The sequence below is a fragment of the Aestuariimicrobium soli genome (genome assembly GCF_051192575.1).
GTDB classification, from domain to species: domain Bacteria; phylum Actinomycetota; class Actinomycetes; order Propionibacteriales; family Propionibacteriaceae; genus Aestuariimicrobium; species Aestuariimicrobium soli.
In genome coordinates, this window is sequence record NZ_JBPJSQ010000011.1 from 101,307 (window position 1) to 119,294 (window position 17,988).

Below are 17,988 nucleotides of genomic sequence, written 5' to 3' on the forward strand. Positions count from 1 at the left end.
ATGGACTCGTCCGAGATCGACTGGGAGGTGTTGCGGACGAAGGCCCGCGAGCTCGCCGCCCGCGCCTACGCCCCCTACTCCAACTATCAGGTGGGCTGCGCCGCGCTGGTGGACGACGGCCGCGTGGTCGCCGGCTGCAACGTCGAGAACGCCTCGCTGGGGGTGGTGCTGTGCGCCGAGTGCGGGCTGGTCAGTGACCTGATCGCCGGCGGGGGCGGGCGGTTGGTGGCGTTCGCGTGCGTCAACGCGCTGGGGGAGGCGCTGATGCCCTGCGGCCGCTGCCGGCAGGTGCTGTACGAGTTCGGCGGGCCCGACCTGCTGATGGACACCCCCGACGGGATCTGGACCATGAAGCAGGTGCTGCCGTTGGCCTTCGGCCCGGACGACCTGCGGCGGGTGGCCGACGCGCGTGGCTGAGGGTGTGGACGAGCTGGCGACAGGTGTGCTGGCGACGGGGACGCTCAGTGTCCAGGCACTCAGGGCGGTGCCCAAGGTCACCCTGCACGACCACCTCGACGGCGGGGTGCGCCCGCAGACGGTGATCGACCACTGCCGCGAGAACGGGCATTCGTTGCCGACCGGCGATGACGGCCGCGAGCTCACTGCCGAACAGTTGGGCGACTGGTTCTTCGCCCACGCCGACTCGGGCTCGCTGGTCAACTACATCGCGACCTTCGAGCACACCATCGCCGCCATGCAGACCCGTGAGCAGTTGGTGAGGGTCGCCCGCGAGTTCGTGCTCGACCAGCATGCCGACGGGGTCGTCTACGCCGAGGCCCGGTGGGCACCCGAGCAGCACCTGCGGGCGGGGCTGTCGATGCCGCAGGCCCTCGAGGCCGTGCGCGACGGACTGATCGAGGGCATGGCCGAGGTGCGATCGTCCGGCGGCGAGATCGTCGCCCAGCAGATCGTCTGCTCGATGCGGCACACCGCGCCCACCCTCGACGTGGCCGACCTGGCCATCGCCTACCGCGACCAGGGGGTGTGCGGATTCGACATCGCCGGCGCCGAGGACGGTTTCCCGCCCACCCGGTTGCAGGCCGCCTTCGACGAGCTCAAGCGCGCGAACGCGCTGTTCACGATCCACGCCGGCGAGGCGTTCGGGTTGCCGTCGATCTGGGAGGCGGTGCAGCTGTGCGGCGCGCACCGGCTGGGTCACGGCGTGCGACTGGCCGACGACGTGCACCAGGTGGGGCCCGATCAGTGGCGGCTGGGGCGGCTCGCGAGCTACGTGCGCGACCAGCGCATCCCGCTGGAGGTGTGCCCGTCGTCCAATCTGCAGACCGGTATCGCGACCACGCTGGCCGACCACCCGGTCGACCTGTTCCGCCGGCTGCGCTTTCGGCTGACCGTCAACTGCGACAACCGGCTGCAGTCTCGGACGACCCTCAGCCGCGAGTTCGAGCTGCTGGGCGAGACCTTCGGCTGGACGATGGACGACGTGCGCTGGTGCACGCTGAACGCCATGAAGTCGGCCTTCCTGCCGTTCGAGCAGCGGGCACGGCTGATCGACGAGGTGATCAAGCCCGGGTTCGCCTCAGCCGATCGCCCCTGACCTTGATGGGCTGGGGGGCCGATAGGTTCTTCTGACATGGGCACGATCGTTCGGGCCGAGGGCCTCAGCAAGACGTTCCGCCGGCCGGTGAAGTCACCGGGTCTCGCGGGAGCCCTGCGCCACCTCGTCAGGGGGCAGTTCACGACGGTCGAGGCGTTGACCGACGTCTCACTGAGCATCGACGCGGGGGAGTCGGTGGCCTACGTCGGCCCCAACGGTGCCGGCAAGTCGACCACGATCAAGCTGCTCACGGGAATCCTCGTGCCGACCGCGGGGTCGGTCGACGTCTGCGGACTCACCCCGCACCGCGATCGGGTGGCGAACGCGCGCAACATCAGTGTGCTGTTCGGCCAACGGACCCAGTTGTGGTGGGACATTCCCGTCATCGAGTCGCTGCGCCTGCTGGCCGACATCTTCGAGGTTCCCGCCGAGCGCTACCGCGCCACCATGGACGAGTTGATCGACGTGCTCGACCTGGCGCCCCTGCTGACGGTTCCGGCCCGGCAACTCTCGCTCGGCCAGCGCATGCGCTGCGATCTGGCGGCCTCGCTCGTCCATGACCCCAAGGTGCTCTTCCTCGACGAACCCACCATCGGGCTGGACGTGTCGGTCAAGGCCAAGCTGCGCGAGTTCGTGGGACGCATGGTCACCGAGCGGGGGTTGACCCTGATGTTGACCTCGCACGACCTGGGCGACATCGAGCACCTGTGCCCGCGCATGGTGATGATCGACCGCGGGCGAGTGGTGCACGACGGGCCGCTGGCCGAGATCGCCCGCCGGTTCGCGTGGGAACAGCGCGTCGTCGTCACGCTGGCCGACGACGACCCGGACGAGAGCGCCGCCGAGGCGGTGCGGCGCGCGTTGGGGGAGCGGGCCACGGGGGTCGTCGGAGGTGATGAGCGGCAACTCGCGATCAGCTTCGACAGTCGGCTGGCCACGGCCGGTGAGGTGGTGTCCGCCGTGGCGCAGGTGGTGACCATCGCCGATCTGTCGGTCGAACCGACGAGCACCGAGGCCATCGTCCGGCAGTTGTACGAGGGTGGGCTCAGCTTCGACGACGGACACAGCGCGCCCGGCGGGAAGACCGCCGATGAGTGAGGTCGTCGTGCCGGGGCGCCTCCGCCCTCGCTGGAAGTACCGCTCGATCGCCGAGGTGGTTGTCCAACAGTCGGTCGCCTATCGCGCGAGCACGGCGATGTCGGTGGTCCTCACCTTCTTCTGGGTGGTGATCCTGTACTACATGTGGCGGTCGGCCTACGCCGGTCAGGCCTCGATCGCGGGGCTCGGCTGGGACGACATGCGCACCTACATCGTGCTGGCCTTCGCGCTCAACGCCCTGGTGGGGTGGCGGGTCGGTTCGGGCATGATGGCCACGATTCGCAGCGGCGACGTGCTGCTCGACTTCGTCAGGCCGCTGAACTACGCCGCCACCCAGGTGGCCAAGGGGGTGGGCGGCGCGGTGATCGAGGGCATCGCGAGTCTGGCGATCACGCTGGTCATCGGGTTGGTCTGGCTGCGCATCTCACCGCCGGCGAGTGTGCCGGCGGCGCTGCTGTTCGTCGTCGCGGTGGTGCTGGGATTCCTGACCAAGCTGATGATCGTCTTCCTGGTCTCCCTGCTGGTGTTCTGGACGCAGTCGGGCATCGGACTGATGTGGTCACAGCAGGCGGTGATCCAGATTCTGAGCGGCACCATCGTTCCGCTGGCCCTGATGCCGGGCTGGCTGCGGGTCGTGGCCGAGGTGATGCCGATGCGTGGGATCGCGTCGACGCCTGCGCTGATCTACCTGGGGCAGGCATCCGGCGCGGACGCCCTGCGCCTGCTCGGGTTGCAGGCGGGCTGGCTGGCGGTGCTGGTCGTGCTGGCCAATCTGGCGTGGCGGCGGGCGTTCGACGCCGTCGAGATCCAGGGAGGCTGAGATGCGTGCCGCGCGCGCGCTGCTGCGCCTGCAACTGGTGCAACTCCGATCGGCGATGGCCTACCGGGCCGACTTCTGGATCGGGGTCGTGGGAGCCGTGCTGCAGCAGGTGGTGAGCATCACCTTCCTGGTGACCTTCTTCGGGCACGTCGACCAGTTGGGTGGGTGGACGATCGGTGAGGTGGCGATCCTGCACGGCATCGTGATGGTCGCCGCCGGTCTGGGCGAGCTGATCGGCGACGGCGTCTGGCGGCTGCGGGCGAACGTCAGCGACGGCAGCTTCGACCGGCTGCTGGTGCGCCCGGTCTCGCCGGCAGTGCAGCAGATGGGCGAGCTGTCGTCCATTCACGGCACCGGCAATGCCGGGCTGGGGATCGCGGTGATGGCGTGGGGACTGACCCACAGCCAGATCGAGTGGCAGTGGTGGACGATCCCGGTGCTGGCTCTGGCGTGTGTGTGCGGTTTCGTGAACAACACCGCCCTCAACTTCCTCAGCAACATGACGGCCTTCTGGGAGCCGGCCACCCAGTCGGCCTTCCCGACGATGGTGGCGCTGGTGCGCGACTTCGCGAAGTTCCCGCTGGACATCTACCCGCAGGTGTTGAGAGTGGTGGTCACGTTCGTCTTGCCGTATGCGGCCATCACGTTCCTGCCGACCTCGGTGGTGCTGGGCAAGGCCGGTGCCCACGGGTGGTGGGCCCTCACCCCGGTGCTGGCGGCGGGCGCGACGGCGGCCGTCGCGGCGGCGGTCTGGCGGGTCGGGCTCACCAAGTACCAGGGCGCCGGTCACTGAAGCGGCCCGCGCTCGCCGAGCGGTAGGTCGACGATCCGGGCGCTCGCTCGAGCCACCCGCGGTCGACGAGTTCGCGGCGAATGGCCGCCGGGTCGTCGTGCACCTCGTCGATGCGTGCATTGACCTCGTCCTCGGTGAGCGTCTCGCCGGGGTCGAAGAGTCCCGCCAGGGCTGCGTACAGCTCGGCGGCGAGGGCGGGGTCGGTGGGCATGCGCGTCACTCGTCCGAAGCGGACGAAGGCCGCCAGTCGCGGGTGATCGACCCCGATGGCGCGCCATCGTCCCTGCTCGACCAGCCCGGAGGTGAGCGTTGCGAGGGAGTCGCGGTCGAGCGCCAGCTGGTCGCCCGTGCGTGCCACCACGCCGACATCGACCAGCCGGCCTACCGTCGTCCAGAACGTCGCGGTCGCCATTCCGGTGCGGGCGCGAACCTCGTCCGCCGGTGCGGTGCCTCCGGGGCGTGCGGGCAGCGCCGCGATCACCGCTGCGCCGGTGGGCCGCGTCAGTTCGTGGATGACGATGGCGGCTCGGTGACGATCGCGTGCGTGCATGGAGTGAGTCTGGCAGGGGTCCCGTCGGGTGATCGAGCGGGTTTCGGCGGCACGGCTGATCGACGAGGTGATCAAGCCCGGGTTCGCCTGAGTGCGGCGGGACGGTTCCGGTCGGCATCCGGTAGGTTCCGCAGCATGATCACCGCCGCGGCCGATGGCTCGTCCCTGTCGAACCCCGGGCCCGCCGGCTGGGCCTGGTACATCGACGACTCGCGCTGGGCGGCCGGCGGCTGGGACCACGGCACCAACAACATGGGTGAGCTGATGGCCGTGGTCGATCTGCTGCAGCAGACCGCCGAGTCGGACGAGCCCCTGACGATCCTCTGCGACTCCCAGTACGTGATCAACTGCGCCACCAAGTGGATTCCCGGCTGGAAGCGTCGCGGCTGGCGCAAGGCCGACGGGAAGCCGGTGCTCAACGTCGACCTGCTCAAGGAACTGGACGCCGCCCTGGCGGGTCGCCGAGTGACGTTCGAATGGGTGAAGGGCCACGCTGGCCACGAGCTCAACGAGGCAGCGGACGAACGCGCGCGCGCCGCCGCCACCGCCCACCGCGATGGGGGAGTCGTCGACCACGGACCCGGCTTCGGCGCCTCGGTGCTGGCGGGCGCCCGGACGAAGGCGTTCGCCCCGACCGTGGTCGCTCCCGAGCCCGACCTTTTCAGCGCCGACCTGTTCAGTTCTGAGTCCGAGCCCGAGCCTCGGCGCGATCCCGGGGACTCGTCCGCCGGCCCGCTCGAGGTCGAACTGGTGGCTCTGGAGCGGAAGCTGCTCGACTCGTCGGTGCGGCGCGACCCCGCCGCGCTGGATCGGCTGCTCCACCCCGACTTCGTCGAGCACGGGCAGTCGGGCCGGGTGATCACCCGCAATCGCGCGCTCGCCGGCCTCGAGCCGGTCGGGCAGGGCCTCGGCGATCTCACCCCGCGCATCGACGTGCTCGGCATCACTCGTCTGGCGGACGACCTCGCGGCCCTGCGCTGGCGGCTGTCGCTGGGACGACGCTCGAGCCTGCGGTTCTCGCTGTGGCAGCGCACCCCGGCGGGGTGGCAACTGCGGTTTCACCAGGGCACGACGATCCCCGACTGAGGTAGCTGGGGAGTTCCGTTGGTCGAGTAGGTCGCCTGCGACCGTGTCGAGGCCACGGGTCGGCGGCGGTCGGTGATCTCGACACGTCGCTCGTTCCTCGCTCCTACTCGATCAGCGGGGCCGGGGAGCTCGTTGCTCGCTCCTACTCGATCAGCGGGGCTGGGGCGCTGGTTCGGTCGGGTTGACCGCGGCGAGGGCACCGTCTGCCGGGCGATAGGCTGGCCCGCATGTGTGCCAACATCCTTGCTGCCGTGGCCTGGCCCTATGCCAATGGCCCCCGTCACATCGGTCACGTCTCCGGTTTTGGCGTGCCCTCCGACGTGTTCAGCAGGTACATGCGCATGGCGGGCCACAACGTGCTGATGGTCTCGGGCACCGACGAGCACGGCACCGCGATCCAGGTGAAGGCCGACCAAGAGGGCGCCACCGCCCGCGAGACGGCCGACAAGTACCACCGCATCATCGCCGAAGATCTGCAGGGTCTGGGCCTCACCTACGACCTCTACACCCGCACCACCACCGCCAACCACTACGAGGTGGTGCAGGAGGTCTTCCGCACGCTGTACGCCAACGGCTATGTGGTGAAGCAGACCCAGATGGGGGCCCTCTCGCCGTCGACCGGGCGCACCCTGCCCGACCGCTTCATCGAGGGCACCTGCCCGATCTGTGGCTTCGACGGTGCCCGCGGTGACCAGTGCGACAACTGCGGCAACCAGCTCGACCCGATCGACCTGCTGCACCCGAAGAGCCGCATCAACGGCGAGACCCCCGAGTTCGTCGAGACCGAGCACTTCTTCCTCGACCTGCCCGCTCTGGCCGAGGAACTCGGCCGCTGGCTCGAGACCCGCACTGATTGGCGCCCCAACGTGCTGCGGTTCAGCCACAACCTGCTCAAGGACCTGCGTCCGCGCGCCATCACCCGCGACCTCGACTGGGGGGTGCCCATCCCCGTCGAGGGTTGGGAGACCAACCAGATGAAGCGCATCTACGTCTGGTTCGACGCCGTCATCGGCTACCTGTCCGCCTCGGTGGAGTGGGCCAAGCGTTCCGGTGACCCCGACGCCTGGAAGACGTTCTGGCACGACGAGCAGGCCAAGAGCTACTACTTCATGGGCAAGGACAACATCGTCTTCCACTCCGTCATTTGGCCCGGCATCCTCCTCGGCGTCAACGGTGAGGGGGCCAAGGGCGGCGAACCGTCGTCCGCGCTGGGCACCCTCGACCTGCCCACCGAGATCGTGTCGAGCGAGTTCCTCACCATGAAGGGCTCCAAGGTGGCCTCGAGCCGCGGTGGCGCGATCTACGTGCGTGAGTTCCTGCGCGACTTCGGCCCCGACGCCCTGCGCTACTTCATCGCGGTCGCCGGCCCCGAGAACCAGGACACCGACTTCACCTGGGAGGAGTTCGTGCGCCGCACCAACTTCGAGCTCGCCAACGAGTGGGGCAACCTGGTGAACCGCTCCATCTCGATGGCCCACAAGAACGTCGGCGCCATTCCCGCCCTCACCGACCCCACGGACGACGACCTCGCCCTGCTGGCGGCCTCGAAGGATGCCTTCACGACGGTCGGCGACCTGCTGGCCGGCGCCAAGTTCAAGGCGGCCATCACCGAGGCCATGCGCATCGTCTCGCTCGCCAACCGCTACCTCTCCGACCAGGAGCCGTGGAAGCTGAAGGACGACCCGACCCGCCGCGACACCGTGCTGCACGTGGCGCTGCAGGTGGTGCAGGACGCCAACACCCTGCTCACCCCGTTCCTGCCGCACGCCGCCCAGAAGATCCACGAGGCGCTCGGCGGCACCGGCGTCTGGGCCGCCCAGCCCGACCTCGTCGAGGTCACCGAGGGCGAGATCACCTACCCGGTGCTGACGGGCGACTACACCGCCCAGCAGGCCGTGTGGGAGTCCCGCCCCATCGAGGTCGGACGACCGCTGGCCAAGCCGAGCCCGCTGTTCGCGAAGCTGGACGAGGCCCTGGGTCAGACCGGCCCGGACTGGGCGCCGATCGGCTGAGCCTCGGCCTCCTCCGCCCGAGCGTTCCGCACCCGGGCGGGGGCGACGACTCGTCCGTGGCGGTGCAGCCAGCGGGCACCCACCACGGTGACCACGCTGAGCAGCACGACGGTGATCAGGCTCGCCTCGATGCCGAACGTGCCCCCCGAGAGCAGGGTGGGGCCGTGCGGATGGCTGCGGAGCAGTCCGTTGCCCTCGGTGGCGGTGCCCGAGACGACCGAGCCGAGCAGCGGCCCCTGCACGACGTTCCAGGCGGCGTGAATGCCCATCATCAGCACCAGGTTGCGGGTGATGGCGTACAGCACGGCGAACATCAGCCCGGCCTCGATGGCGATCGCGAGCGCACCCCACCACGTGCCCTCGGGGTTGGCGAGGTGGGCGGCGCCGAAGATGACACCCGAGATGGCCATCGCCCACCAGGTGCCCAGCCCGCGCTCGATGAGCCGGTAGATGACCCCGCGGAAGATGATCTCCTCGGAGACCCCCGCGATCAGGCCCACCTGGAGCAGTTGCCAGCCGAGCCCGTGCACGTCGGGATTGGTGCCCTCGAAGACCCGCAGGCCGGCGACGGTGAGCACGCCGGTGCACACCAGCATGAGCACGGCTCCGACGGCCAGCCCCACCCAGGCACCGTGCAGACCGCGTCGACCGCGCAGCTCGAACGGGTGGGCCAGCCGGCGCTCGAAGGCCAGCATGGCCACGTATCCACCGATCGAGCCGACCAGTTGGCCGAGCGCGGCCACCGTCGTCCGGGCGTCGCCCTCGGGTGCGAGCATCGACAGCCCGCCGCCCAGCGCCAGCCCGATCACCAGCGCCACCACGAACGAGACCCAGCGCAGGTGCGTGCTCAGCGTCGACAACGTGCCCGGTTGGTCGTGGGTCAGCCCGTCGGCGCGCAGGGGTCGGCCGTCGAGGGCGCCCCGCAGGGTGTCGGTGGTCACCTCGTCATCATGCTCGCGATGCGGGTCAGCGCCCGTCGCATGCCCAACGGACGAAAGCCCCGCTGCAGCGCCTCCCGCCGCAGGTGGGGCTCCTGCCGCATCAGGGCCAACCCGCGCCGCACCAGCACCCCCGGTGGTTTGCGGTGCTCGGCCAGGTCACGGCGCAGTCGGCGGGAGAAGTTGAACAGCCTGGGCCGGTCGAGCCAGATGGCGTCGACGTTGACCTCGGCCGCCCGCAGCGGTGCCAGCAGCAGGGGGGCGAAGATGCCCTCGCAGATCACCGCCGGCGCATCGCCCAGGTCGAACACCTGGGTGCCGACGGCGCGGTTCTGGCTGATCTCGTAGTGGGGAATGACGGCTCGTCCGACCTCGAGAATCTCGCGCAACGCCGCGACGGCCGCGTCACAGTCCCAGGAGTCGGGGTGGTCCCAGTCGATGATGCCCAGGGTGCGGGGCATGCCGGGGTGGGTGTCGTCACGGTAGAAGTCATCGAGCCTGAGCTGCGGCAGACCGAGTCGACCGGCCAACCGCGACTTGCCCGAACCCGACGGCCCCGCGACCAGGATGACGGATCGGCTCACCAGCCACCGACCGAGCCACCGCCGACACCGCCACCACCGGAGAAGCCCGAACCGCCGCCGGAACCGGACGACGCGCTGGCCGCCGACACCGCCGACTGCAGCGACGAGGTCATCGCCCCGGTCATGGCGTCGACGGACTGGGCGAAGGCGTACTGGGTGCCCCAGTAGTACCCGCCCCCGTACCAGGTGGTGTCGGGGTGGTAGCGCCCGCTGGCCTCGAGCTGCTGGAAGACCTTGACCCACCGGTCGGCGACCCCGAAGACGGTGGCATAGGGCAGGTAGCGCGAGAAGACGTCGATGCCCTCCTCGAACTTGATCTGGTCGGCCTCGGCGGTCGCCAGGTAGGTGCGGAAGCCGATGGCCTGGGCCAGGGCCGCGGAACCGACGGCGGTGCGGGCGGGCATCCGGCCGTGGAGCGCGAGCAGCACGAGGCCGGCGAGCGCCACCCCGATGCCGATCCAACCCCACCCGAACTGGCCGAGCACGAACGCCCCGCCGAGCCCCGCCAGGGTCACGACGGCACCGAGCATGAGCGCCGCGGAGCGGGTCACGCTGGGCTTGCGCTTGAACCAGCCCAACGAGACCACGCGCTGCTCGAGTTCGGGCTTGCCCAGCCGCAGGATCGACGAGTTGTCCTTGTCGGCCAGGTCATGGTTGGTGACCTCCAGCTGGTTGCCGAACACCCGGGCCAGCAGTTGCTTCTCGTAGCCGCGCAGGTCGTCGTCCGGGGGGTTGACGGCCCGGGCCAGCGTGAAGTTCTTCGGTCGTTCGGGGTCGGGACGAATCTGCAGGTGTCCGCGCACGGCCAGGTCGAGAATGCCGGCGGTCACGTCACGGCTGTCGGCCCGCTCGTCGATCAGCACGCCGATCTCACCGGGGGCGATGCCGCGCGGGGGAGTGAACTGCACGGGGATCTCGCGTCGTCCGGCGTAGCCCACCCGCTCGTCGCCGCCGGCCACGGGCACCATGCCCGGGGCCAGCCCGATGTAGCTCTGGTCGCGGCCCCGGCGGGCCACCATGGTGCCCACGAGGCCGATGCCCAGCGCCGCGGCGAGTCCGCCGCCGATCAGCGGGGCCGGCTCGGTGGGGAACATGTTCCCGGGGTGCACGCGCTTGGTGTAGATCGGCTGCACGCCGGGGAAGGTGCCGGCGGGGAAGCCGGAGACCACCTGCATGCCCTGACCCTTCGTGAGCCGGTCGGCGTGGAAGGTGGTGCTGCGCGACCCGGCCGACGACGCCTCACAAGCCACCGTCATCGAGCGTCCCTCGAAGCAGGCGGTCTTGCTGGTCGCCGCGGGACCGGTGACCTTCACGGTCAGGTTGTTGATCGGCACCTGGTCGGCGAAGACGACGTTCCAGTTGAACTCGTCGAGGCCCGACCCGGGGGCCTTCGGGTTGACGATGCCCCGGGCGGTGTAGGTGATGCGGTAGTTCTGCTTGCCGGTGAAGGTGCGGCCCTCCGAGCCGATGCGAATCACCTTGCCCTGCGACCGGGACGTGATCTTGACGGCGGTGTTGGCCCCGGTGGACGAGGTGACGGAGTCAAGATCGACGTCGATCACCCGCCACTTGTCGGGGTCGTCGGGCACGCGCATCTTCGTCACCAGGGTGACGAAGGGGCCGTGGCCCTCGTCGTCGGAGAAGTCGAAGTCGAGGTCGACCGTCACCTTGGTGGTGCCGTCGGCCTGCACGTCGGCGGTCACGTCATAGCGACTGACATTCCAGGACGACGGCGTCTCGTCGTCATCGGCCATCGCCCGTGGCGCGGCCAGCATGACCATCGCGACGGACAGGAGCAGCGCGCCGAGCAGGGAGAGCAGCCTCTTCATGCCCCCAGACTAGTGAGCCGACGTCTCAGACCCCCAACACCTCAGACACCCAGAAACTCACACACCCAGAAACTCACACACCCAGAGCCGACGCCATCTCGTCGCGCAGGCCGGCCAGGTCGGCCACCAGTCGCTCCCGGGTGCCGGCCAGGTCGCCGGCGGTCTCGTCGGCCGTCGCCCGCACCTCGAGGTAGCACTTCAACTTGGGCTCGGTGCCCGACGGACGAGCCACCACGTGCAGGCGCTCGCCGGTGAGCTCGATGGCGTCGGTGGCGGGCAGGTTGTCCGTGGCCTCGAGCAGGTCGCGGACGACGACCGGCTCGCCCAACAGGGTGGCCGGAGGATTCCCGCGCAGTCGGGCCATGGCCTCGGCGATGATGCCCAGATCGGCGACCCGCACCGACAGCTGGCCCGTCAGGTGCAGACCGTGGGTGACCGCGATCTCGTCCAATCGGTCGGCCACGGTTCGCCCCTCGGCCTTCAGGGCGGCGGCCAGCCGGAGCACGTTGACCAGGGCGGTGATGCCGTCCTTGTCGGGCACCCGCCCGGGGTCGGTGCAGTAGCCGATCGCCTCTTCGTAGCCGAACGCGAGACCAGGCACTCGTCCGATCCACTTGAAACCGGTCAGGGTCGACTGGTGGGGCTGCCCGTGGGCGGCGGCCATGCGGCCCAGCAGGGTCGAGGAGACCACCGAGCAGGCGTACACACCGGGCACACCCCGACGCAGGGCATCGTCGCCGAGCAGCGAGCCCAGCTCGTCGCCGGTGAGCATGCGCCAGCGGCCGTCGATGACGGCGGCGACGGCGCAGCGATCGGCGTCGGGATCGTTGGCGACCACCAGGTCGGCACCCTGCTCCTGCGCCAACGCGATCGCCAGGTCGATGGCTCCCGGTTCCTCGGGGTTGGGGAAGGCGACCGTCGGGAACGCGGGGTCGGGGTCGATCTGCTGGGCGACGGCGATGCCCGCAGGCAGGCCGGCGGCCTCGACGACGCGGTCGACCACCCGGGCACCGACCCCATGCATGGCGGTGTAGACCCAGCGCAGGTCGCGGGGGGCGTCGGCACCCACCAGCTCGGCCGCCCGGCGCACGTAGGCGGTGACCAGCTCGTCGCCCACCACGGTGTAGTGCTCCGAGCGGGGAATCTCGGCCAGCGGACGAGCCGCCACCTCGGCGATGAGGGCGGCGATCTCGGCGTCGGTCGGCGGCACGATCTGCGAGCCGTCGCCGAGGTAGACCTTGTAGCCGTTGTCGGCGGGCGGGTTGTGGCTGGCCGTGACCACGACGGCGGCGACGCAGTCGAACTCGCCGATGCCGAACGCGACCACCGGGGTGGGCGTCGACTGGTCGGTCAGCCAGGCCTCGAAGCCGGCGGCCGCCATGATCTCGGCGGTGTCGCGGGCGAAGACGTCGGAGTTGTAGCGGGCGTCGTAGCCGATCAGCACCCGGCCACCGGCGTGCCCGTTCGCGCTCAGCCAGGCGGCGAAACCGGCGGCGGCCTGCGAGACCACCACCCGGTTCATGCGGCCGGGGCCGGGGCCCAGCGCCGCCCGCAGGCCCGCGGTGCCGAACGTGAGCGGGCCGGCGAAGGCGTCGGTGAGTTCGGCCAGCGCGGCCTCGTCGCCGCCCTCGGCCCGCTCGACCAGATCGGCCAGCGCCTGACTGGTGGCGGCGTCGGGGTCCTGCGAGGCCCAGGCCTCGGCGGCGGCCCTGAGTTCAGCGGTCATGGGGTCGGCGTCGAGACTTCCGTGATCGGGCATCACAGCACCCCCAGCACGTCGTGCAGCAGCTGGGCCAGACGGGGGCCGGCGGCTCGTCCGGCCTCGATCACCTCGTGGTGGTCGAGCGGAGCCGAGGTGACCCCGGCGGCGGCGTTGGTGACCAGCGAGATGCCCAGCACCTGCAGGCCCGCCTCGCGGGCGGCGATCGCCTCGAGTGCCGTCGACATGCCCACCAGCGTGCCGCCGATGGCCGCGGCCATGCGCACCTCGGCCGGGGTCTCGTACTGGGGACCGCGGAACTGCACGTAGACGCCGCGGTCGAGGTCGGGGGCCACCTCGGCCACCCGGTCGAGCAGGGCGGGGGTGTAGGTGGTGGACATGTCGATGAAGGTGGCGCCCCGCAGCGGGGTCTCGCCGGTGAGGTTGATGTGGTCGGCGATCAGCACCGGCGTGCCGGGCGCCCAGTCGGGGTTGAGGCCGCCGCAGCCATTGGTGAGCACGATCGTCTCGGCGCCCAGCGCGGCGGCGGTGCGCACCCCGTGGACGACGGGCTCGACGCCTCGTCCCTCGTAGAGATGGGTGCGGCCGGTGAGCACCATCGCGACCTTGCCGGTGGCGGCCCGCACGATCTTCAGCGCCCCGCCGTGGCCGGCGACCACCGGCTTGGCGAAGCCGGGCACCTCGTCCAGCGGCAGGTCGGCGATGGTCTCGCCCAGCTGGTCGGCACCCTGGTTCCAGCCGGAACCCAGCACGAGGGCCAGGTCGATGCGCTCGATGCCGGCGGCCTGGCGCACGTGCGTGGCGGCGCGTGCGGCGAGAGCAGTCGGGTCGGAGAAGTCGACCGCGGTCTCGGTCAGGGCTGCGGTCTCGGTCGGGGCTGCGGTCTCAGTCACGGGGCCACTCTAGGGCGAAGGCGCCCGCGCGGAAGTCTGACAAGATGAAGCCGTGACGGATGTGGTGATTCTCGGTGGCGGGCCCGGCGGCTACGAGGCGGCCCTGGTGGGCGCCCAACTGGGCGGGCAGGTCACGCTCGTCGAACGGGAGGGCCCCGGTGGCGCCGCGGTGCTGACCGACTGCGTGCCCTCAAAGACGCTGATCGCCACCTCTGAGGTGATGTCGACCATCGAGAACTCCGCCGAACTCGGCCTCAAGATCTGGGAGACCGGCGACGACTCGTCGGTCGCCAGCTCGGTGCACGTCGACCTGGCCAAGGTCAACCGGCGTGTGCTCGACCTGGCCCACGCCCAGTCGCACGACATCGGCGTCAAGCTCAACTCCGCCGGGGTGCGCGTGATCACCGGCAGCGGACGACTCGACGGCACCTCGGCGGTGCTGGTCACCCACTCCGACGGCACCGAGGAGCGCCTGCACGCCGACATCACCCTGGTGGCCACCGGCACCACACCCCGTGAACTGCCGACGGCTGTCTGCGACGGCGAACGCATCCTCAACTGGAAGCAGGTCTACAACCTGACCGCGCTGCCGGCCCGCCTGATCGTGGTGGGCTCGGGTGTCACCGGCGCCGAGTTCGCCAACGCCTACGACGCCCTCGGCGTCGACGTGGTGCTGGTCAGTTCGCGCGATCGCGTGCTGCCGGGCGAGGACTCCGATGCGGCCGAGGTGCTGCAGAACGTGTTCGAGCGGCGGGGCATGCAGGTGCTGTCGCGGTCGCGTGCCACGGGCGCCCGCGTCGACGACGACGCCCCCGAGGAGGAGAAGGTCGTCGTCACCCTTGAGGACGGACGCGAGGTGCGCGGGTCGCACTGCCTGATGGCGGTCGGTGCGATCCCCAACACCGAGGGCATCGGTCTGGCCGAGGCGGGGGTCGAACTCGCGCCCTCGGGTCACGTCGTGGTCGACAAGGTGTCCCGCACCACCGCCCGCGGCGTCTACGCGGCCGGTGACTGCACCGGCGTCTTCGCGCTCGCCTCGGTGGCGGCCATGCAGGGCCGGATCGCCATGTGGCACGCGCTGGGCGATGCGGTCGGTCCGCTGCAGCTGGAGCAGGTGTCGTCCAATGTCTTCACCGCTCCCGAGATCGCCACGGTGGGCGTGACCCAGCGCCTCGTCGACTCCGGTGAGTCGCTGGCGCAGCCGCTGCTGCTGCCCCTGGCCTCGAACCCACGCGCCAAGATGCAGGGCTTCCACGACGGATTCGTGAAGATCTTCTGCCTGCCCGTCACCGGCATCATCGTCGGGGGAGTGGTGGTGGCGCCCAAGGCGTCGGAGCTGATCCACTCGATCGCGCTGGCGGTCTCTGAGAAGATCACCGTCGACGAGTTCGCCAACGACTTCACCGTCTACCCGTCACTGTCGGGGTCGATCGCCGAGGCGGCGCGTCAGCTGCACATTCGCGGTCAGCAGACAGGCCAGCGCAAGCACTGAGTCAGCCGAGGCTGGCCTCAGGCGGCGTCGGTCTGCAGGGCGGGCTCCAGCACCGGGGCGACCCTGCTCATCGCCTGCCACGGGGGAGTCCCGCGCCAGGCGCCGAACCAGCCGCGGGCCCAGGGCTGCGCCGCCTCGCCGGCCAGCCACCACACCACCCGGTCGTCACCGACCGGCCACGTGCGCGCATAGGGGTCGGCGCCGCTGGCGACGCGGCGGGCGTCGGCCTCACAGCAGGGCAGCGTCACGGTGCCGGTGGCGGTGGGCCACTCGGTGGTGGTGTCGGCCGGGCCGTGGTTCGGGTTGAAGAAACAGCACGGACGAGCCTCGGGGGCCTCGTCGTCGAGCACCAGGGCCTGCACGTCGGCGAGGCATTGGCGGGCCTGGGCGAGGTGGGCCGTCACCTGCTCGAACTGGTGCGGGCTGGTGGCCTGCCGCAGCAGGTCGCGGGCCCGGCCCTGCAGGTCGCGTGCCTGCCGCCAGGCATCGTCGGTCAGCTCACCCAGATCGTCGAGCGGGGCGTGGCGGCGCACGTCGGCGCCGAGCAGGGCGACATCGTCCTCGCAGGCGCGGCGCAGTTCGTCCACCTCATGATGGGACGAGGCCAGAGCCTTGGTTTCGGCGCGGTCGTGCAGGTGGGTGACGAGCAGAAGGGCGCACAACGCGACCACTCCGAGACCCATCAGCCAATACAGCACGCCTGCCAGTCTGATCACCCCGAGGGGTGAGCCTCAATCCCACGGCAGGTTCCTGAGAACCATTTGCGGGAATTCTCATGTTGCTGAGCGGAAACTTGAGAATTGAAGGATCTGCTGCGGAGGGCCCTCAGGCGTCCACGATCGCGCACAGCGCCTCGCCCGCGGCCACCATCTGGCCGGGCACGACCGTCACCGACCGCACCACCCCCGCACGGTGGGCGGTGACGACGTTCTCCATCTTCATGGCCTCGAGCACGGCCACCCGGTCGCCCTCTGCGACCCGGTCACCGTCAGCCGCGACCACCGTCACGACCGTTCCCGGCATGGGCGCCACCACGGCCTCCGGCCCCGGTCGGCGCCGATCCCGTCGTGACCGGGCGCCGTCGGGACGAGTCGTGCCGCCCCCGACCCCGGCCCCGCCGAAGGACGCCGGCAGCGAGACCCGCAGGCGTCGTCCGTTCACCTCGACGACCACCTCGCGGCGAGGCTCCGGGGTCGGCGGCGCACCCGGGGTGCCGGCGAAGGGTGGCACGGGCGTGGCGAACTCGTTCTCGATCCAGCCGGTGTGCACGCCGAAGGTGCCGTCGGCGGCGGTGAAGGCGGGGTCGTCGACCACGAGGCGGTGGAAGTTGACCACCGTCGGCAGCCCCTCGACGACCAGCTCGGCCAGCGCCCGGCGGGCCCGGGCGAGGGCCTGGGCCCGGTCGGCGCCGCGCACGATCAGCTTGGCGATCAGCGAGTCGAAGGCGTCGGGCACGGTCATGCCGGCGTGGTAGCCCTCGTCCACGCGCACCCCCGGGCCGGTGGGCACCCGCCACGCCGTCAATGTGCCGGGCGTGGGCACGAAACGACGGGCGGCGTCCTCGGCGTTGATGCGGAACTCGAGGGCGTGGCCGCGCACGTCGGGGTCGCCGTATCCCAGCGGTTCGCCCTCGGCGAGGCGGAACATCTCGCGCACGAGGTCGAGGCCCGTCACCTCCTCCGAGACGGGGTGCTCGACCTGCAGGCGGGTGTTCACCTCGAGAAAGCTGAGCGTGCCGTCGCGGCCCACCAGGAACTCGCAGGTGCCGGCGCCGACGTAGCCCGCCGCCCGCAGGATGGCCTTGGACGACGCGTACAGCGTCTCGACCTGCGCCTCGGTCAGGAAGGGTGCGGGGGCCTCCTCGACCACCTTCTGGTGGCGCCGCTGCAGAGAACAGTCGCGGGTCGAGACGACCACCACGGTGCCGTGGGCGTCGGCCAGGCACTGGGTCTCGACGTGGCGGGGGCGGTCGAGGTAGCGCTCGACGAAGCACTCGCCGCGACCGAAGGCGGCGATCGCCTCGCGGGTGGCCGAGGCGAACAGCTCGGGCACCTCGTCGAGGGTGCGGGCCACCTTCAGCCCTCGTCCGCCACCGCCGAAGGCGGCCTTGATGGCGATCGGCAGGCCGTGCCGCTCGGCGAACGCGACCACCTCGGCGACCTCGCCGACCGGACCGTCGGTGCCGGGCACGAGCGGTGCGCCCACGCTGCGGGCGAGGTGGCGGGCGCTGACCTTGTCGCCCAGCAGCTCGATCGCCTCGGGAGGCGGGCCGATCCAGATCAATCCGGCGTCGATCACGGCGCGGGCGAAGTCGGCGTTCTCGGCGAGGAAGCCGTAGCCGGGGTGCACCGCGTCGGCCCCCGACCGGCGGGCCACCTCGAGCAGGGCGGGGATGTTCAGATAGGCCCCGGCCCCTTCCGCTGGTCCCTCGGCGGTGGTGGCGCCGAGGAAGAAGGCCTCGTCGGCCCGCTGCACGAACAGGGCATCGGCGTCCTCGGCGGAGTGGACCGCCACCGAGGCGATGCCGGCGTCGGCGGCAGCCTGCAGAATGCGCACCGCGATCTCACCGCGGTTGGCGACCAACACCTTGGTGATCGTGGGCACGGCAGCCTCCCTCG

16 protein-coding genes are annotated in these 17,988 nt (G+C 70.8%); 8 read left to right on the forward strand and 8 right to left on the reverse strand.

The window, feature by feature from the left end; genetic code table 11:
* Genes ACSDQ9_RS12620 through ACSDQ9_RS12640 form a run of 5 tightly spaced genes read left to right on the forward strand, consistent with a single transcriptional unit; the run spans window position 1 to window position 4,266 of the window.
* Entirely contained in the window at window positions 1-417 is a 417-nt protein-coding gene (locus ACSDQ9_RS12620; protein WP_435147549.1) for a cytidine deaminase, read from the forward strand.
* Window positions 410-1,555 carry an adenosine deaminase gene (locus tag ACSDQ9_RS12625; protein ID WP_435147551.1) on the forward strand — a complete coding sequence of 382 codons (1,146 nt, stop codon included), beginning with the start codon at window positions 410-412 and terminating at the stop codon, window positions 1,553-1,555. The genes ACSDQ9_RS12620 and ACSDQ9_RS12625 overlap by 8 nt, the downstream gene beginning before the upstream one ends.
* A gap of 36 nt (window positions 1,556-1,591) precedes the next feature.
* Window positions 1,592-2,653 (forward strand): ABC transporter ATP-binding protein, encoded by a 1,062-nt coding sequence (locus ACSDQ9_RS12630; RefSeq protein WP_435147553.1) that lies wholly within the window; start codon window positions 1,592-1,594, stop codon window positions 2,651-2,653.
* Window positions 2,646-3,473: an ABC transporter permease gene (locus ACSDQ9_RS12635; RefSeq protein WP_435147555.1), complete on the forward strand. Its 828-nt coding sequence runs from the start codon at window positions 2,646-2,648 to the stop codon at window positions 3,471-3,473. Before ACSDQ9_RS12630 ends, ACSDQ9_RS12635 begins: the two co-directional genes overlap by 8 nt.
* 1 nt (window position 3,474) lies before the next feature.
* Window positions 3,475-4,266 (forward strand): ABC transporter permease, encoded by a 792-nt coding sequence (locus ACSDQ9_RS12640; RefSeq protein WP_435147557.1) that lies wholly within the window; start codon window positions 3,475-3,477, stop codon window positions 4,264-4,266.
* On the opposite strand, the gene ACSDQ9_RS12645 is transcribed toward ACSDQ9_RS12640, so the two are convergent.
* Entirely contained in the window at window positions 4,238-4,816 is a 579-nt protein-coding gene (locus ACSDQ9_RS12645) for a DUF2087 domain-containing protein (protein WP_435147559.1), read from the reverse strand. The two genes, ACSDQ9_RS12640 and ACSDQ9_RS12645, sit on opposite strands and share 29 nt — an antisense overlap.
* A gap of 135 nt (window positions 4,817-4,951) precedes the next feature.
* On the opposite strand from ACSDQ9_RS12645, the gene ACSDQ9_RS12650 reads away from it, so the two are divergent.
* The gene (locus ACSDQ9_RS12650; protein ID WP_435147560.1) at window positions 4,952-5,902 is read left to right on the forward strand and encodes an RNase H family protein; all 951 of its coding nucleotides are present in this window, start codon (window positions 4,952-4,954) and stop codon (window positions 5,900-5,902) included.
* 227 nt (window positions 5,903-6,129) lie between these two features.
* On the forward strand, window positions 6,130-7,914 hold the full coding sequence (gene metG / locus ACSDQ9_RS12655; protein ID WP_435147562.1) for a methionine--tRNA ligase: 1,785 nt from the start codon (window positions 6,130-6,132) through the stop codon (window positions 7,912-7,914).
* On the opposite strand, the gene ACSDQ9_RS12660 is transcribed toward metG, so the two are convergent.
* From ACSDQ9_RS12660 to ACSDQ9_RS12680, 5 genes are all read right to left on the reverse strand, one after another.
* Window positions 7,881-8,855, reverse strand: a complete 975-nt coding sequence (locus tag ACSDQ9_RS12660) for a CPBP family intramembrane glutamic endopeptidase (RefSeq protein WP_435147564.1) — start codon at window positions 8,853-8,855, stop codon at window positions 7,881-7,883. The genes metG and ACSDQ9_RS12660 overlap by 34 nt on opposite strands.
* Complete coding sequence (locus tag ACSDQ9_RS12665) at window positions 8,852-9,436, reverse strand: uridine kinase family protein (protein WP_435147565.1); 585 nt, start codon at window positions 9,434-9,436, stop codon at window positions 8,852-8,854. The genes ACSDQ9_RS12660 and ACSDQ9_RS12665 overlap by 4 nt, the downstream gene beginning before the upstream one ends.
* Window positions 9,433-11,265, reverse strand: a complete 1,833-nt coding sequence (locus tag ACSDQ9_RS12670; protein ID WP_435147567.1) for a DUF2207 domain-containing protein — start codon at window positions 11,263-11,265, stop codon at window positions 9,433-9,435. Before ACSDQ9_RS12670 ends, ACSDQ9_RS12665 begins: the two co-directional genes overlap by 4 nt.
* 73 nt (window positions 11,266-11,338) lie before the next feature.
* Window positions 11,339-12,991: a phospho-sugar mutase gene (locus ACSDQ9_RS12675; RefSeq protein WP_435147569.1), complete on the reverse strand. Its 1,653-nt coding sequence runs from the start codon at window positions 12,989-12,991 to the stop codon at window positions 11,339-11,341.
* A 32-nt stretch (window positions 12,992-13,023) separates the two neighbouring features.
* The gene (locus ACSDQ9_RS12680) at window positions 13,024-13,842 is read right to left on the reverse strand and encodes a purine-nucleoside phosphorylase (RefSeq protein WP_435147877.1); all 819 of its coding nucleotides are present in this window, start codon (window positions 13,840-13,842) and stop codon (window positions 13,024-13,026) included.
* 88 nt (window positions 13,843-13,930) lie between these two features.
* On the opposite strand from ACSDQ9_RS12680, the gene ACSDQ9_RS12685 reads away from it, so the two are divergent.
* On the forward strand, window positions 13,931-15,370 hold the full coding sequence (locus ACSDQ9_RS12685; RefSeq protein ID WP_435147571.1) for an NAD(P)H-quinone dehydrogenase: 1,440 nt from the start codon (window positions 13,931-13,933) through the stop codon (window positions 15,368-15,370).
* Between the two features lie 17 nt (window positions 15,371-15,387).
* On the opposite strand, the gene ACSDQ9_RS12690 is transcribed toward ACSDQ9_RS12685, so the two are convergent.
* The gene (locus ACSDQ9_RS12690; RefSeq protein WP_435147573.1) at window positions 15,388-16,068 is read right to left on the reverse strand and encodes a hypothetical protein; all 681 of its coding nucleotides are present in this window, start codon (window positions 16,066-16,068) and stop codon (window positions 15,388-15,390) included.
* Between the two features lie 127 nt (window positions 16,069-16,195).
* Window positions 16,196-17,974 carry an acetyl/propionyl/methylcrotonyl-CoA carboxylase subunit alpha gene (locus ACSDQ9_RS12695; RefSeq protein ID WP_435147575.1) on the reverse strand — a complete coding sequence of 593 codons (1,779 nt, stop codon included), beginning with the start codon at window positions 17,972-17,974 and terminating at the stop codon, window positions 16,196-16,198.
* Between the last annotated feature and the right edge of the window lie 14 nt (window positions 17,975-17,988).

Excerpts from the sequence above, each read along its gene's own strand:
- ACSDQ9_RS12620 (WP_435147549.1), top strand. The coding sequence starts at position 1 with ATGGACTCGTCCGAGATCGACTGGGAGGTGTTGCGGACGAAGGCCCGC.
- ACSDQ9_RS12675 (WP_435147569.1), bottom strand. The coding sequence starts at position 12,991 with ATGACCGCTGAACTCAGGGCCGCCGCCGAGGCCTGGGCCTCGCAGGAC.
- ACSDQ9_RS12650 (WP_435147560.1), top strand. The coding sequence starts at position 4,952 with ATGATCACCGCCGCGGCCGATGGCTCGTCCCTGTCGAACCCCGGGCCC.
- ACSDQ9_RS12670 (WP_435147567.1), bottom strand. The coding sequence starts at position 11,265 with ATGAAGAGGCTGCTCTCCCTGCTCGGCGCGCTGCTCCTGTCCGTCGCG.
- ACSDQ9_RS12645 (WP_435147559.1), bottom strand. The coding sequence starts at position 4,816 with ATGCACGCACGCGATCGTCACCGAGCCGCCATCGTCATCCACGAACTG.
- metG (WP_435147562.1), top strand. The coding sequence starts at position 6,130 with ATGTGTGCCAACATCCTTGCTGCCGTGGCCTGGCCCTATGCCAATGGC.
- ACSDQ9_RS12635 (WP_435147555.1), top strand. The coding sequence starts at position 2,646 with ATGAGTGAGGTCGTCGTGCCGGGGCGCCTCCGCCCTCGCTGGAAGTAC.
- ACSDQ9_RS12630 (WP_435147553.1), top strand. The coding sequence starts at position 1,592 with ATGGGCACGATCGTTCGGGCCGAGGGCCTCAGCAAGACGTTCCGCCGG.
- ACSDQ9_RS12640 (WP_435147557.1), top strand. The coding sequence starts at position 3,475 with ATGCGTGCCGCGCGCGCGCTGCTGCGCCTGCAACTGGTGCAACTCCGA.